The 14,690-nt window shown below is 60.5% G+C and carries 13 protein-coding genes; 2 read left to right on the top strand and 11 right to left on the bottom strand.

Going from position 1 to position 14,690, the window contains the following annotated elements:
• Nucleotides 1–25: 25 nt before the first annotated feature.
• The 4 genes from Pla111_RS16315 to Pla111_RS16300 all read right to left on the bottom strand — a co-directional run bounded on the left by Pla111_RS16315 (nt 26) and on the right by Pla111_RS16300 (nt 4,299).
• Nucleotides 26–487, bottom strand: coding sequence for a carboxypeptidase-like regulatory domain-containing protein (locus Pla111_RS16315; protein ID WP_146575519.1), 462 nt, complete (start codon nt 485–487; stop codon nt 26–28).
• A gap of 15 nt (nt 488–502) precedes the next feature.
• On the bottom strand, nt 503–1,528 hold the full coding sequence (locus tag Pla111_RS16310) for a DUF1559 domain-containing protein (protein ID WP_146575532.1): 1,026 nt from the start codon (nt 1,526–1,528) through the stop codon (nt 503–505).
• A gap of 119 nt (nt 1,529–1,647) precedes the next feature.
• Entirely contained in the window at nt 1,648–3,111 is a 1,464-nt protein-coding gene (locus tag Pla111_RS16305) for a hypothetical protein (protein ID WP_231931105.1), read from the bottom strand.
• Between the two features lie 453 nt (nt 3,112–3,564).
• Nucleotides 3,565–4,299: a PEP-CTERM sorting domain-containing protein gene (locus Pla111_RS16300; RefSeq protein WP_146575517.1), complete on the bottom strand. Its 735-nt coding sequence runs from the start codon at nt 4,297–4,299 to the stop codon at nt 3,565–3,567.
• 283 nt (nt 4,300–4,582) lie between these two features.
• Here Pla111_RS16300 and Pla111_RS16295 point away from each other — a divergent pair, with 283 nt between their 5' ends.
• Together Pla111_RS16295 and Pla111_RS16290 are read left to right on the top strand one after the other, a co-directional pair.
• Nucleotides 4,583–4,894, top strand: a complete 312-nt coding sequence (locus Pla111_RS16295; protein WP_146575516.1) for a 2Fe-2S iron-sulfur cluster-binding protein — start codon at nt 4,583–4,585, stop codon at nt 4,892–4,894.
• Between the two features lie 41 nt (nt 4,895–4,935).
• A complete protein-coding gene (locus tag Pla111_RS16290) occupies nt 4,936–6,075 on the top strand; it encodes a cytochrome P450 (RefSeq protein ID WP_146575515.1) in 1,140 nt (379 codons plus the stop codon).
• On the opposite strand, the gene Pla111_RS16285 is transcribed toward Pla111_RS16290, so the two are convergent.
• The 7 genes from Pla111_RS16285 to aldA all read right to left on the bottom strand — a co-directional run bounded on the left by Pla111_RS16285 (nt 6,076) and on the right by aldA (nt 14,677).
• The gene (locus Pla111_RS16285) at nt 6,076–7,878 is read right to left on the bottom strand and encodes a sulfatase-like hydrolase/transferase (RefSeq protein WP_146575514.1); all 1,803 of its coding nucleotides are present in this window, start codon (nt 7,876–7,878) and stop codon (nt 6,076–6,078) included. It abuts the gene before it with no gap.
• On the bottom strand, nt 7,875–8,723 hold the full coding sequence (gene kduI / locus Pla111_RS16280) for a 5-dehydro-4-deoxy-D-glucuronate isomerase (RefSeq protein ID WP_146575513.1): 849 nt from the start codon (nt 8,721–8,723) through the stop codon (nt 7,875–7,877). Before kduI ends, Pla111_RS16285 begins: the two co-directional genes overlap by 4 nt.
• Nucleotides 8,724–8,732: 9 nt before the next feature.
• Nucleotides 8,733–10,187, bottom strand: coding sequence for a sulfatase family protein (locus Pla111_RS16275; RefSeq protein ID WP_231931104.1), 1,455 nt, complete (start codon nt 10,185–10,187; stop codon nt 8,733–8,735).
• Between the two features lie 26 nt (nt 10,188–10,213).
• Nucleotides 10,214–11,314, bottom strand: coding sequence for a sugar kinase (locus Pla111_RS16270; protein ID WP_146575512.1), 1,101 nt, complete (start codon nt 11,312–11,314; stop codon nt 10,214–10,216).
• 23 nt (nt 11,315–11,337) lie between these two features.
• Nucleotides 11,338–11,979, bottom strand: coding sequence for a bifunctional 4-hydroxy-2-oxoglutarate aldolase/2-dehydro-3-deoxy-phosphogluconate aldolase (eda, locus tag Pla111_RS16265; RefSeq protein ID WP_146575511.1), 642 nt, complete (start codon nt 11,977–11,979; stop codon nt 11,338–11,340).
• A gap of 14 nt (nt 11,980–11,993) precedes the next feature.
• Nucleotides 11,994–13,145, bottom strand: a complete 1,152-nt coding sequence (locus tag Pla111_RS16260) for a mandelate racemase/muconate lactonizing enzyme family protein (RefSeq protein ID WP_146575510.1) — start codon at nt 13,143–13,145, stop codon at nt 11,994–11,996.
• A gap of 68 nt (nt 13,146–13,213) precedes the next feature.
• Nucleotides 13,214–14,677 (bottom strand): aldehyde dehydrogenase, encoded by a 1,464-nt coding sequence (gene aldA / locus Pla111_RS16255; protein WP_146575509.1) that lies wholly within the window; start codon nt 14,675–14,677, stop codon nt 13,214–13,216.
• Nucleotides 14,678–14,690: the final 13 nt, after the last annotated feature.

Genomic DNA, 14,690 nt, shown 5'->3' with positions numbered 1-14,690 from the left:
CGACACGCGCGATCCCTATTGCACATTATTCTGTGAGCTCGAAGTTCGCCGCGTTGGTCCCCCTGCGGCTCACAACGCACGTAAGACCGGAAGTCTCAAAAGCGTCGTACTTTTGAGGAACCAAGTAGCGGACTTTCACTTCCTGCCCGATTTGGGCGAGCGAGCCTAGGTCCGATTCAGCTCCCTCTTTGTTAGACGGCTCCGCGACGGCGGTAACTTTGACGCGGTGTTCGCCCACAACTGCGCCTGTATGCCCACCCGCTCCGGAGACGACGAGTTGATAGGTTCCGTCCTCGCTTGTAACGGCGTAGCTAAACTGCCTGCCGTCAACGGGCCTAAAAGTTACTGTCGCGCCGCCGAGCGGCGAACCGTTGTAGGTAACGACGCCACTCACCGGCGCAAAGTCACTCTGCCCACAACCAGCCAGCACAGCAGCGACCAGGCAGTAGAACCAAATGATCTCATGTTTGCTCACGCTGATCGCCATCGTCAGAAGAGGTACTCAGAAAGCACCGATGGGGAACCCATCTGCCTTGTCGCCGAGGTACTGGTAGACGGTCTCGAATTCGATATCATCATTCAAAAGCTTTGCGCTGCCATCTCCAAACCCGAAGTGGGCACCACCCGGATGTGGCGACTTGAATCCCCACTCCGTAACCCAATTGTTCCACTGGGCGCAGTCGTCGGGTGAGTCTGTAGCGCAAGTATCGAAGTTGATCGGAATAGTAGTTCGAGCCAGACCGCAGAGATTGTTCGAGCTGTTCCAGCCAGACGAGACGTGAACAGAGCAACTGGGGCGAACTTCTCCGAAGAAGATAGTTTTCGACAACCCGTCAGTAATCTGCTTCAACTTTACCGGCACGTCGTGCCTAGAAAACACTCCGGAAATGTCGTCCGCCCGCGTCGGAACGTCCGTAGTTGTGTCTAGGGCCACCCTGTTGTACTCCGAGAAGCCAAGCGTACACCTGGCAGCAGGGTTGCCCGATCCCACGAACTTCTCGGACCCCATGGACCCAACGTAGTTGGTCTTGGCCCGGGGGAATCTTACGCCACCATCGTTACCGTCATTGTTGCCGGTAAGCGGAGTATCGTCACTCGGGCAGGCGTACATAGCGATTGGAATCGACGCGATATAGGTCTCCGTGCCCTCGATCTTCTGCAACTCCGTACCGTTCGGATCGTCGAAGTCGAGCAGGCCATGTATTGTTGCGTCTTCCGCGTAGGGGAGGATTTTAGCGAGCAGGCCGACCTTACGCTGGAAGCCAGCGCCGCCCGGCAGCCAATGTATAGCTCCTGCTGGAAGTGTCTGGTTGGTTGCTTCATAGTTTAGGGTGGCGAGCACGATCTGCTTGCAGTTATTTAGGCACTGCGACCTACGCGCTGCTTCGCGGGCCGCTTGAACGGCGGGCAGCAGCAGGGCGACCAGGATCCCAATGATCGCGATGACGACGAGGAGTTCGACGAGCGTGAACGCGCGCCGGTGTGCATTGGCTGGCCGGCCGGCGTCCGTCAGCGAGATATTGGCCATGGGGGGGGCTCTGTGTTAACGATAAGAGAGAGAAAAAGAGCGGCAGCCGGCTCGCTCCAATCGAGCCGGTTGCCACAGTCGCTCTGAATGGCGCCAAAACCGAAATTAACTGCAAAGGTCTATTCAGCCTCGAAGCGACGGGCCACCCCAGCCCGACGCAACGAGGCCGAAGCAAAGCCGACGAGTAGCAGCAGCCCTGAGGCTGGCTCGGGGACAGCGACGCCGGCCGATGCCGGTGCTGCGCCGTAGCCATTGGCCCAAACAAGGTAGTCGTCTTGAGTTACTCCATTCATTCCGTCGCCAGCGAAATTGATGGATCGCTCGCCCGTAAGGTTGATCGCGTCTCCCCGAACGTACGGCTCGGCAGGCGGGGCGGCGCCGAGGTTATCTCGCCATAGCGTGTAATCAGCGGCATCTACCAATCCGTCGTTGTTGTAGTCGCCCTCCAACACCTCGATGGCCTCGAAACGGACGTTATCGATGAACATCCCCGAGCCGAAGGTGTCGGGATCGGCGCCGGGCAAGTCATCGCGGAAGACAACCAGCATGCTGGCCCCGGTGCTGTCGGGGGGAATCGTCCCCGTAATCTCTAGAGTTCTCCACTGGCCGTCGTTGAGGGTGCCGATGTCGGCAAAGCCCGCCGAAACCGTGTTTCCCCCGCCCTGGGGAAGCGATGCGCTGATCGGGTCATTAAAGCCCAGCTGGAGAAAGAAGACATCCTCACCAGGCTCAAGAGCGGTGTCTGCCGGAATCAAATAGTCAAACGAGGCCCGAAACTTCTGCCCTTCGAAGGCTGATACTTGAACCTGCGGACCGATGTTCACATTCGAAAACTTCGCCACGCCGCCGAAGATCACCTCCCCAACATCGTTGGACGCATCCAGAGGATCAACCGCCGGCTCAAACAGAACACCGGACAGGCCCATCGTTGCGCTAGAAGGAGCGTCGTTCTGGTAGAACAACGGGTTTGGCGGCGGCAGCTCGGAGATCGTGTAGCTGAAATTATCGATCAGTGCGAAGGCGCCTGGTCCCGAATCGTTTGGCGTTCCACCAGCAAAACCGCCGTCGGCGATGACAACGCTCACGGCGGCGCGATCGACCGGATTACCGTTGTCCGTCATCGCGGGCACGATCCCGTCGAGGGCAAGTGGCAACCAGGTGTCGCGCGCTGCCGCCTCGGTGTAAAAGCCATTCGTCGACCGGACGAAATTCCCGGCGCCGGCTGCACCAATAGCGTCGTTAAAATAGTCGATCTGCAGGTAGACCGAGTCGCCTGTGTTGATTGTTGAGGAGGCGGGAATAAGGGTCTCCGCGAACCCCGAGAAGGCTTTACCCACGTACGAGCTTACGTCAATCTGTGCTGGGCTGGTCAACAACGACATGAAGGGCGAGGTCCCGGCGCCAACGTCGACTTGGCCGACATTGGGCCGTCCGGCATCAAAAAACAGGTCCGTAATTGTTAACCCGTTCCCGACCGGCGACGTGGCATCGGGATCGAGGTCTTCGTAGGAGAAAAGGACCTGCGAATGTGCGGTGGTCGCTGTCAGCGCGACGACGAGCAGCAAGAGTCGAGCGTGGGTCATTGGGGGTTAGTCCTGAAGGGAAGCGGGGAGGAGTTTCGTGCAACCACATGCCGTCCGACGCGCTTGCCGCGTCGATTCTTTGGCGAAACCAGCACCGATTAGCGAGTCGCTAAGAAGCAGTTGATGAGAGATCTCAGCGCCGACGCGGCCTATTGCCCATTGTCGACAATATCGTCGACAATATCGATGATAGCCGTCCCGACAAGCTCGTCAAGCGATCTTTCGCCGGTTTGTCGAGATTCGCGACGACGCGATCTCGGCGACTCATAATCGCCCAGCCGAGACCCGCCGGTGCGCGGGTCTCGGCGATCGGGCGACAGATCATTTCTTGCGGTCGAGGAACGCGAACAAACCGGTCAGGGCGATCATCGACTCAGTCGTTGGTTCGAGTATCGAGAACTCTCACAGCGATGAAATCGCACTTAGCAACAAGTTGCACCGTACTTCGTTGCTTTAGCGTCGCCGGCATGCGGCCAGGCCGCATGCCACGAGGCCCAAGAGCACAAACGTCGATGGTTCAGGGATTGCACTTGCACTGAATTGCAGGTCGTAGTGACGCGCAACGATACTGCCACCAGTACCGCCCGAGTTGTCGAACCGCACAGTCGGTACCGGCAGAAAATCTAGCGCTGCGATGGGAAACTCGAATCCGGCACCGGTGGTGCTTAGGTTGACGGTCGTGCCATTGATGTCCACGTTTCTGGTGAAAGCAGCTCCAGCCCCCATTCCGGCAGCGGCTCCGGTGAAACCATCGAAAACGATAGGGGCTCCGAAGTCGGTCGTTGTTCCTGACCAGCTGAGCATCGAGACCTCAACATCGTTCAGGTTCCCAAAGCCCGTATCGACACCTTGGTTGAAGGCTCTTAGTGCCCCGCCATCCGTTCCAAACTTTGCCACTCTTAGCGTGAAGGTAACGGTGTCGTTAGGGGTGCTGTCTCCATCCAGGTCCAGGCCCGAGTAAATCACCTGGATGTCGAGGGGATCGGCAGGTATGGCCGCGGCAGTTGGGTTGCCGCCGTTGATCAAGACCGTGCCGCTACCTCCTTGCTGGCTAGCGGCTGTGCCGACGTTGGCATCGTGGCCGAAGACGCCGTTGGAGCGGACATCTAGGGCCGAAATGGTTAGCGTGGCGCCATTGGCAACACAGCCGGCGCCCAAAAGCGCCGCGAAACAGAGAGTACGGGTCATCGCAGTAGTCGCTCCTAGGAAGCAGAGAGAGAAGAACAGGGGTCTGACGAGAGTTGCATACGTAAAACAAGTAGACGCCGACTTGACAGGCGATTGTCTACAATCGACGATAGTCAGTTCATTTTGATGCGTCAAGCAATCAACCGCAGTCCCATCAAAAAAGTTCTCGGATCAGCCGGAAACCTACCGCGCTGCTCGAGCCAAGGGGGCAAGAGCCCAGTTCTGCCCCCCTTCTCCACCTATCAGTCTGCTCATTCTGCCTGCTCTAGCCGGACAAGCCGCTATGCCCACGATCACGTTTACTTCGCAAAACGGCGAGTCAACCACTATCGATGACGCGGAAGGAGACCTGATGAGCCTGGCCGTCAAGCATGGGGTCCAGGGGATTGAGGGAGATTGTGGGGGCGTTTGCTCTTGCGGCACCTGCCACGTTCAAGTCGACCCCGCTTGGATCGACAAAACAGGGCCGGCTACCGATGAAGAACGCGAAGTGCTCGACTTCGAACAAAGCGCCACGGCGAACAGCCGACTCTGCTGCCAGATCGAGATGTCTCCGGAACTCGACGGCCTCGTCGTCCGCGTGGTGCGTTCCTAGCGGCGCACGCCGAATCCATCTTGCAACGATCGAGCGAGTCCATGACCGATCCAGCCGACCCGTTCAGCGAACAACGAAGACACGATGGCGTCAAGCTCGTCCGGGCCGAGGGGCAAGACGTTCCGCTGCTGCTCCGGCTGCGCGACATCAAGGATGTGTGCAACGACACTCAGTCGTTTAGCAACGATAATCCGTTGATGATCATTCTGCACTCAGAGGCCGCCGTCCGCGACGTTCGACAGCTGCCGATCGAGAGCGACCCGCCGGACCACACCGAGTACCGCGCCCTCGTTGAGCCGCGTTTCCGACGCCCTAAGGCGCCCGAGTACCAGGCCGGGATCGGTGCGATCATCGACTCCCTGCTCGACGACTGTTTAGGCTCCGCGGAGGTCGAGGTCGTGCGCGGCTTCGCGTTGCCGCTTCAGTCGCGCGGGCTTGCTCAGTTGCTCGGCGTTGATGAGTCGGAAGCGGATCTGTGGATCAGTTGGGGCATCCATGTCTTCCGCGACAATGAGTTGGGGCCGAAGGGATCGGAACTGGATCGCTACCTGCTCGCCAAGATCGAGGAGGCTCGCGAATCGAAGGGGGACGACTTCTTCAGTGAACTGAACCGCGCCGAGTTCCGCGGACGCAAGCTCACCGTCGAGGAGAAGCACGGGTTCGCCAACATGGCGTTCGCCGGGGGCCGTGATACGGTCATCCACACCGTGAGCGGCGTCATCGCTTACGTCGCCCAGCACCCCGAAGCCCTCGAGTTCCTCCGTGAGGACGCCAACCGCATCAACACGGCAGCCGAAGAGTTCGTACGGTATGTCAGCCCTCTCACCGTGATTACTAGGACCTGTCCGCACGCCACCGAAGTGCTAGGCCACGAGGTCGCTGCGGGCGGGCGGATCGGCCTCTGCTGGCCGTCGGCCAACCGCGACGAGACCGTTTTCAGGTCCCCAGATCAAGTGATTCTCGACCGTAAACCGAACCCGCACATAGGCTTCGGTTTCGGTCCACACAACTGCCTTGGGCAGCACCAAGCCCGGGCTATCCTGCGCGGATTGCTTCGCGCGGTTTGCGATCGCGTGGAGCGTGTAGATCTGATAGCCGCGGAGCCGGAGATTGAGCAGGAGTCGTCGTACTCACGACAGGTGGGATACAAGTCGCTCCGCGTTCGCTTCTGCGGTCGCTAGTTAATTAACTCCAGCGGCCACTCGCACCCGGACGGTGTCCTGGGGGCCTGCTCGGGAGTACTCGGAGCCGCCGCCCGTGGCGACCGGCGCGGCGGCGTCCCATGCGTACGCCGTGACTGTGACCTCGCCCGAAGCGTGGGCGGTAAGGTCGCCGAACTTGTTGACCGAAGCGACGGCGGGGTCGCTCGACTCCCAGATCAGGTTGCGGCGGATAGCGTTGGCGGGGCTCACTTCGGCCCGGAGCGGCCGGGTCTCTCCGACCTTGACGGATGCGATCGACGCCTCGATCCGGACTGTTTCCACGGGCACTAGCGTATTGGCGTCGAGAACCGCGCCCAGTCTTGCGTAGGCCGATCTCTGATCCTTGTTGAGCAGGGCCGGGTCGAGGCCGCTTCTGCGGCGATGCCCCCACGCCACGCGCTCTTCGCGGTTGCCCGCTAGCTCAAGCAGGTCGGTGCGCAGGTCGAAGAACCGCCCCTCTCGGAACCGCTGGTTTTCGGCGTAGCGCTTGAAGCTGCGATCGAACGCGTAGCGCAACAGGTGCTGTGTCTCGGTCCAGGGCGTGTTCGCGTTGTACCAAGCGTAGATGTGGTCGCGGTGCTCGCCACCGCGTCCTTTCACTTGTGGCCAAAAACTGACCCCGTCGATGGACAGCTGCTCAGCAATCGGCACTTCGGCCGCCTCACAGAGCGTCGGCAAAATATCGACCACGTCAACCAAGCCTTTGTAGACGCCTTCCCCTGCCTCGATCTTCGTCCCTAGCGACTTCCCCGGCGCCAAAATCAGCGGTACGTGCGTGCCGTTGTCCTTGGTGTCGCCTTTGCCGCCGGGGTAGACCGTCCCGTCGGCTAAATGATGACTGAATGGCTCTTTGGTGCCGTTGTCCCCCATCACAAGGATCAGCGTGTTGTCCCTTACGCCTAAGCGTTCGAGCTCGTCCACCACTCGCCCGATAAGCTTGTCGGTGTACGCCAGCATGTCGGGGAAGTAACTTCGATCGTCACCGGGGCATGGCTTCTGGTAGCACGGTTTGTCCGAGAACCTGTCGAAGGCAGACGACGGATGGGTGTCAGGAGTTGGGGTGTGTTCATCATGCACCAACAGCATCGGGTAATAGACGAAGAACGGCTCGTCGCGATGCCGTCGGACGAAGTCGAGCAACTGCCGATTGCAAATGTCGGGCCCGTACCATCGCCGCCCCGTATCCGGGTCGATGCTACCTTTCTTGCCGAAGTCGATCACCTCGCCGTTGATGACTAAATTCGGATTGAGATAGCGACTGCCCTGATCAACAACATCGAAGCAGCAGAACTCGTCCCAGCCGAACTCATAGAGGTAGTCCTTGCCGGGGATCGACGCCGTGCCACGCGACTGCTTCCACTTGCCGAAGATGCCGGTTGCGTAGCCGGCCCGTTTGAACAGATCCGAGATCGTGATCTGCGAGGCGTGGAGCGCTTTGGGTTGTACGAAGTTTCGGCTGTTGTACTGGCCCGTGAGTATCGCGACGCGAGTTGGCTCGCACAGCGGGTAGACATGCGCATAGGTGCATCGGAGCCCTTCAGCCGCTAGGCGGTCAATCCGCGGCGTTGAGACGAACTGCTCCTTGAACAGGCCCGTCTCTTCGCTGACGCGATTGGAGCCGTAGGCGGTCACACCGTAGTGGCTCAGGTCGTCAATCAAAATCAGGACGACATTGGGCCGGGTTGGTTGCGCAGCGAAACCCACCAGACCGCTGCACGCCAGCGCTAGCGTTAGAGCGAGTGTCGCCCTTCTGTGGCGGCCGCACCGGATTCGGTCAATCACCGGAGGTCTCCTATCTCAATCGGGTCCATGTCGTCGAAACGTTGGTTCTCACCGCCCATCGCCCAAACGAACGAGTAAGATGAAGTGCCAACGCCACAATGAATCGACCACGGCGGTGACAGAACAGCTTGACAATCGCTCACCCACAGCGGCCGGGTCTCGCTAGGCCTACCCATGAGGTGCATGACGCGTTGGTCGCTCGCTAAGTTGAAGTAGAGGTACGCCTCACACCTACGAAGGTGGGTGTGAGGCGGCATCGTATTCCAGACGCTGCCGTGAGCGATCTGCGTCCACCCCATTACGAGTTGACAACTCTTGACGCCCGCTGGGTGGATCGCCTGATAGATCGTGCGGCGATTGGCCGATTCGTCCGCCCCAAGGTCCAGCCGATTCGCTTCTGCCTTCCGCAGAAGACGTGTCGGATGCTCTCCGTGGGCCGGAAAGCTCACCAGGTAGTAGCGGGCGGGTGCGTCTGTCGATCGGCTCATGAACCGGACATCTTGGCTCCCGCGGCCGACATACAGCGTGTCGTGTTGATCGAGGTCGAACTCTACTCCGTCAACTCCGACACAGCCGGCGCCCCCCAAGTTGAAGACTCCTAACTCTCGCCGATCGCAGAAAGCAGAGCATCGAAGGTCTTCCGGCGGCGAAAGCGGCAATGCGGCATCAAGGGGAATCGCAGACCCGAGAATAAGCCGATCGAGTTCCGTTGAGTGAGCTAAGCGAACGCATCCCGCTTGAAACAAGTCACTAACAAGGAAAGACTCGCGCAGCCCTTCCGAGGTCAGCGCCGGATAGCGCGCTGCGTCGGCGGGACTCTTGAGTTGTAGCGATTTCCGGTCCATGCGTGTCCGTCAGTGCCTGGAATTCGATTCCCGTTCGCTGTGCCAGTCTGCCTCACTTGCCGTCGCGGTGCTCTGGAAGAAGTCGGCTTGCAGGCGTTGGTAGTCGTGAGCGGGCACGATCCTGTTACCCGTGTTGGCCGCGTCCCAAGTCCGCCAACATGCCCGGAGACGAGCAACCTCATGGCCGACTTCAGAAGATCGATCGGTCGTTTCACCGATGTCGTTGGGAAGGTGATAGACCTCAGGGGCTCGCCTCGGATCGTCGACCACGCACTTCGTTCCCTCGCCGGTGAGGATTGCCCACCGAGCCCCGCCAAGGTCGCGCCAGTAGAGCAAATCATGCGGCTTCCCGAGCGATTCGCCTCGCAGAAAGGGCGCCAAGTTGACGCCCTCAAGTGCAGGCTCCGAATCGGCGTCGCCGCCAGCTAATTCGACTGCGGTGCGAGCGATGTCGAGCGCAATGACCGGTTGGTCGAACTTCTTACCTGCCGGCAAACCCACTGGCCACGACGCAACGAACGGCACGCGAATGCCACCATCGTAGAGGTTTGTCTTCCCGCCCCTGAGAGGCGCGTTAGAAGAGCTATTGCCGTAGTTCGGGTTCCAGCTCATCGGCTGGGGGCCGCCGTTGTCGCTGAGAAAGAAGACGAGCGTGTTGTCGCGTACGTGTGTTCGCTCGAGCGAGTCGATCACCATCCCAACGCCGCGGTCCATCTCGTCGACCATCGCTGCGTAGACACGACGCTTCTCATCGACGATATGCCCATACTTGGCGATCGTCTCGGCTGGTGCTTGCAACGGCGAATGCGGTGCGTTGTAGGCCACGTACAGAAAGAATGGCTCACCGCAGTGCCGTTCGATAAACTCGACGGCGTCGCGACTCAACGCGGTTGTGAGGTAGCCCTCGAAACCGGCCGGTTTATTGTTCCGGACGAGGCCGGTGAGGTAAGCCGTGTCGAGCGGTGCACTCAGGTCGATCCGGAAGTAATCGTGACCTCCCCCTAGGAATCCGTAGAAGTAATTGAAGCCGCGATTCAGCGGATTGAAAGGGGCGGCCGCTCCAAGGTGCCACTTGCCGACGCCCCCGGTCGTGTAGCCAACCTCCTGGAGACGCGCTGGAAAGAGCTTCTCGTTCGGGTCGATCCCGAGGTGTGGGTTGCCGGGGTCGTAGTGAGGATTGTGTTCGAAGCCGAATCGATGCTGGTAGCGACCCGCGAGCAACGCCGCGCGGCTCGGTCCGCAGAAGGGATGGTTGCAGTAGCCACTCGTGAAAACCACTCCCGACTCGGCGAGCCGATCGAGGTTTGGGGTCCGGATGTCGGTCGCGCCGTTGAAGCCTGCGTCGGCGTATCCCATGTCGTCCGCGAGGATCACGACGATGTTGGGACGTGTCTCGGCTACGCATTCAGCCACGACACACGCGAGCAGTGAAGCGAGAAGGAACTTCTTGGTCAGAGCTTTCACTAGATTCCTCGGGAGGTGCGATGCGTCTATCGATCGACGCGGGCCGAACCGCCCGCGACTAGCTTTTCTACTTCCGCCAAGGTCGACATGGAGGTGTCACCGGGCGTCGTCATCGCCAGGGCGCCGTGGGCGGCCCCGTACTCGAGCGCCTTAGCGGGCTCGAAGCCCTGGAGCAGCCCAAAGATCAATCCCGACGCAAAGCTGTCCCCGCCGCCAACCCGATCAAGGATCTCAAGGCCTTTCCGGTGAGTGGCCTCATGACACTCTCCCTCTGCCCAGCAGAGTGCGCCCCAGTCGTTCACCGTCGCCGAGTGGACCGTTCGCAGCGTCGTCGCAATCACCTTGAAGTTTGGGTATTCTTCCGAGGCCCGGTCGATCATACGGCGATAGGCCTCAACGGGTAGGTGAGTGAGGTCGCCGTCGACTCCTTCTACCTCAAGTCCAAGACAAGCGGAGAAGTCCTCCTCATTGCCGAACATCACATCGATCAACGGCGCTAGACGACGATTCACCTCGCGGGCTCGATCAGCTCCGCCAATCTCCTTCCACAACGAGGGTCGGTAGTTGAGGTCGTAGGAGGTCACAACGCCATGCCGACGCGCGGCTGTGAGGGCCTCTTCGACGGTGTCGGCGGCCGACTCCGAGAGGGCTGCGAAGATGCCGCCGGTGTGGAGCCACCGGGAACCAAGCCGACCGAAGACGTCATCCCAATCGATATCGCCGGGCTTGAGTTGGCTCGCCGCGGTGTGGCCTCGGTCACTGCATCCGACTGCGCCGCGGACTCCGAATCCGCGCTCGGTGAAGTTGAGGCCGTTTCGTGCGGTGCGACCCACGCCGTCGAAGGGTAGCCAACGGACGTGATCGGTGGCTACGCCACCCTGAAGCATTAAGTCCTCGACTAGGCGTCCGACTTCGTTGTCGACCAGCGCGGTCACGATCGCCGTTCGCTGTCCAAAGCAGCGTCTGAGGCCTCGCGCTACATTGTACTCACCGCCCCCCTCCCAGACGCGGAACTGCCTCGCCGTGCGCACGCGCGTTTCGCCCGGATCGAGACGGAGCATAACTTCGCCTAGGGAGACGAGGTCGTAGCGGCAGCTGTCGGCATCGCGCAGATTGAGATGGGCCATGGAACGACTCGGACGGGAAGACACTAATTCAATTCGGCGACGAGGCGGACCGCTTCGCGGGCTGCGGATTCAACGCGACTGAATCGGCCGTCTTCGTAGAGGCTGGGCGAAACCATCCAACTGCCACCGCACGCGATTACGCAGTGAAGCGCGAGATAGTCCCGAACGTTGCCCGGCGATATTCCGCCAGTTGGCATGAAACGCACCTGTGGGAACGGACCGGAGAGCGCCTTGAGCATGGCGATACCGCCCACCGCCTCTGCGGGAAAGAACTTCAGGTTGGCAACACCGAGCGACAGCGCCGCCTGCACCTCTGTCGGCGTAGCCACTCCAGGGCAAACGGGGAGCTGGAGTTCGAAGCAACGCTTTACGACGACTTCGCTGAGACCCGGTGAAACGATCATCTGGGCGCCCGCATCAGCGGCTTGGTCGACTTGCTCCGCGGTCAGCACTGTGCCGGCGATCGCGATGACGTCTCCACGTCGCGCAATGGCCCGTAGCGCCGCCATGGCCCCTTCGGCTCGAAGGGCGAGCTCGACAACAGGCAACCCCGCACTCACCAAGGCGTCGGCGACTCGCAACGCGGCGTCTGGGTTCGGCTCGGATACGACCGGGACCAACCGTCGCCGTGCGAGTTCCTCGAAGACGCGATCCGCTGAGTCCATGGCTGCCATCCGGGTTACGCCAGTGAGTCCGCGAACGGCGTCTGTTCGTAGCGTATCCCGTTGCTCACGGATCGCCGGCTGACAAGGTGGCTCTCGATCTTCTCCCAGTCGATCACGACACCGTGCCCGATTCGATCCGAGGCATAGGCGTATCCGTCCACAATCTGAAGCGGGTAGACCAAGAAGTCGTCGATTCGGAAGGCGTGGATTTCCAGCAACGAGGCGTTCGGGATCGCCGCGAGGCAGCTGACGTGGAGGTCTTGGATGCCGTGGGTGGTGACAGGCCGATTGAACGCCTCGGCGATGTGGGCGACCTTCACCATCGCCGTGATTCCGCCGACGTTCGAGATGTCCACGTCAGGGAAAGACACGGCGCCGTCGGCGATAAGGCTTTTGAACTCGTAGATCGTGTGCAGATTTTCACCCGAGGCCACCGGCGTCGGGCCTTCGGTCTCGATCCGCCGATTGCCCTCGATGTCGTCGGGGGTTGTCGGTTCCTCGATCCAGTAGACATTGTAGTCCGCGAACGCGCGGGACGCGCGGAGGGCCTGCTCGACACTCCACTTCATGTTCACGTCAACCATAAGCTTCTTATCGTCGCCAATCAAGCTTCTGACGGCGGCTACGCGCTGGCACTCTTCGGCGATCGATTCACGACCAACCTTGATTTTTACTGCCCGAAGACCTTCGTCTAAGAAGCCTTCCGTCTGACGGAGGAGCTCGTCGATCGAAAGGTGAAAGTCGATGCCGCCGCCATAGGCCTCAGCCTTGCTGTCGTAGCCGCCTAAGTAGCGCCAGAGGGGTTCGCGCGCGAGACGTGCCCGCAAGTCCCACAACGCAATGTCGATCGCTGAGATGGCAAATGAAGCAATCCCACCTCGCCCGATGTAATGCGTAGCCCACCACATCTTGTTCCAGAGGTGTTCGGTCCGCCGCGGGTCCTCGCCGATGACGAGCGGCGCGAGGTTGTCTTCCAGCAGCGCGGCGACAGAAGAACCTCCCGTCTGACCTACTGTGTACGTGTACCCCATCCCGGTCGCACCGTCGTCGGTCGTCAGGCTCACGACGATCAAAGAAAAGTCGCGTTGGACGCCGTGGATGGCGTCTTGGAGCGGCTGCTTCAGCGGTACGTGGTACAGCTTGATATCGACTTGTTGAATCTTCATCCCGTGACACCCGGCAGATCTTTGTTCGTTGCAAAACTGAAAAGCAAGTAGCGTTATTGATGGCGCTGCTATCCAAAGTTGACGTACATAGTCTTCTTCTCCAAATAGTTGTCCATGCCGTACCTTCCGTCCTCTCCACCGATCCCGCTGAGCTTGTGTCCGTTGTGGAAACCTTGGCGCTGCTCGCCCATCGGGCGATTCACGTAGATCTCCCCGAACTCAAGCTCGGCCACCGCTCGTTGCACTTTGACTAAGTCTTTGGTGAAGAGAAATGCCGCCAGCCCAAAGTCGCTGTCGTTGGCGAGTGCGAGGGCTTCCTCGAAGCCCGACACACGCATGAACGGGCTCACGACGCCGAAGACCTCGTCACGCATCACCGCCATCTCGTGGGTGCACTCCGTCAAGACGGTTGGTTCGTACCAGTGCCCACGCTCGAATTCCGCTCCGCTTGGTCGTTTGCCGCCAATCGCCACCCGCGCGCCCGCCGCAACAGCGTCATCGACCATCTGCTCCAGCCGCTGGGTCTCTGCCGCGTTCACCTTAGGTCCAATGTCGGTGGTTGGTTTCATGGGGTCGCCTAGACGAAGGGCCCCGACCCGCGCGGAGTACTTCTCTACGAACTCGTCGTAGACAGCATCTTCGATATAGAATCGTTCAGGGCATGTACAGACTTGACCGCTGTTGAGATGGCGGGAGACAACGGCCGCCTCGACCGCCTTGTCGACATGCCCGTCGGCCAGCAGGATGAACGGCGCCTTACCGCCGAGCTCGAGCCGGACGGCGGTAAGCCGTTCAGCGGCCTTGCGAAAGATTTGCTGACCGGTCGAAGTCGACCCGGTCATGCTAATCAGTTTGGTGAGAGGATTGGTCACCAGTTCTTCACCCAGAGTCGATCCGCCGCCGGCGACTAGGTTCAGCACACCCGGAGGAACTCCAGCCTCGAGCGCGAGCTCGCCGAGACAGAGCACCGCGACCGGGGTAACCGTCGGCGGCTTGACCACCATAACGTTGCCCGTCGTCAGCGCCGGTCCTATCTTCCGGCAAGCCAAGGCGAGAGGGAAGTTCCACGCGGCGATACCCACAGTGACGCCATAGGGAACTTTGTGGATCTGGATATGTTCATTCGGTAAGTCAGACGGCAGGATGTCGCCTTCGATCCGTCGTGCCGACTGAGCCGGGAAGTTGATGAAGTCGGCCGAGACATCTACCTCCCCAAGCGCTAGCGTGTACGTCTTGCCCATTTCGCGAACTAGGATTTTGGCGAGTCGCTCGCGGTTCTTGCTGATCAGTCCAGCCAGTCGCGACAAGATCTGCCCCCGCTCAACGGCGGGCGTAGCGGCCCACTGGGCCTTTGCCCTGTCGGCCGACTCAAGCGCCGCGACGGCGTCGGCGACACCGCCGTTGGGAACCGAGTAGATGACCTCCTCGTTCGCCGGGTTCTCGACATCGACGGACTCACCCGAGCGGGCGTCGACGAACTCGCCGTCGATGAACATCCGATGATACTTGCCGTCGTCGCTGAAATTTGTCATGGCTTCGCCTTTG

Source organism: Botrimarina hoheduenensis, from assembly GCF_007859815.1.
Classification (GTDB): domain Bacteria; phylum Planctomycetota; class Planctomycetia; order Pirellulales; family Lacipirellulaceae; genus Botrimarina; species Botrimarina hoheduenensis.
Note: the sequence above shows the minus strand (reverse complement) of the source record. Positions and strands in the feature narration are given on the sequence as shown.

Coding starts and splice junctions, on each gene's coding strand:
- Pla111_RS16305 (WP_231931105.1), bottom strand. CDS start 3,111: ATGACCCACGCTCGACTCTTGCTGCTCGTCGTCGCGCTGACAGCGACC.
- Pla111_RS16270 (WP_146575512.1), bottom strand. CDS start 11,314: ATGGCCCATCTCAATCTGCGCGATGCCGACAGCTGCCGCTACGACCTC.
- Pla111_RS16315 (WP_146575519.1), bottom strand. CDS start 487: ATGGCGATCAGCGTGAGCAAACATGAGATCATTTGGTTCTACTGCCTG.
- Pla111_RS16290 (WP_146575515.1), top strand. CDS start 4,936: ATGACCGATCCAGCCGACCCGTTCAGCGAACAACGAAGACACGATGGC.
- Pla111_RS16300 (WP_146575517.1), bottom strand. CDS start 4,299: ATGACCCGTACTCTCTGTTTCGCGGCGCTTTTGGGCGCCGGCTGTGTT.
- Pla111_RS16260 (WP_146575510.1), bottom strand. CDS start 13,145: ATGAAGATTCAACAAGTCGATATCAAGCTGTACCACGTACCGCTGAAG.
- Pla111_RS16310 (WP_146575532.1), bottom strand. CDS start 1,528: ATGGCCAATATCTCGCTGACGGACGCCGGCCGGCCAGCCAATGCACAC.
- eda (WP_146575511.1), bottom strand. CDS start 11,979: ATGGACTCAGCGGATCGCGTCTTCGAGGAACTCGCACGGCGACGGTTG.
- kduI (WP_146575513.1), bottom strand. CDS start 8,723: ATGGACCGGAAATCGCTACAACTCAAGAGTCCCGCCGACGCAGCGCGC.
- Pla111_RS16295 (WP_146575516.1), top strand. CDS start 4,583: ATGCCCACGATCACGTTTACTTCGCAAAACGGCGAGTCAACCACTATC.
- aldA (WP_146575509.1), bottom strand. CDS start 14,677: ATGACAAATTTCAGCGACGACGGCAAGTATCATCGGATGTTCATCGAC.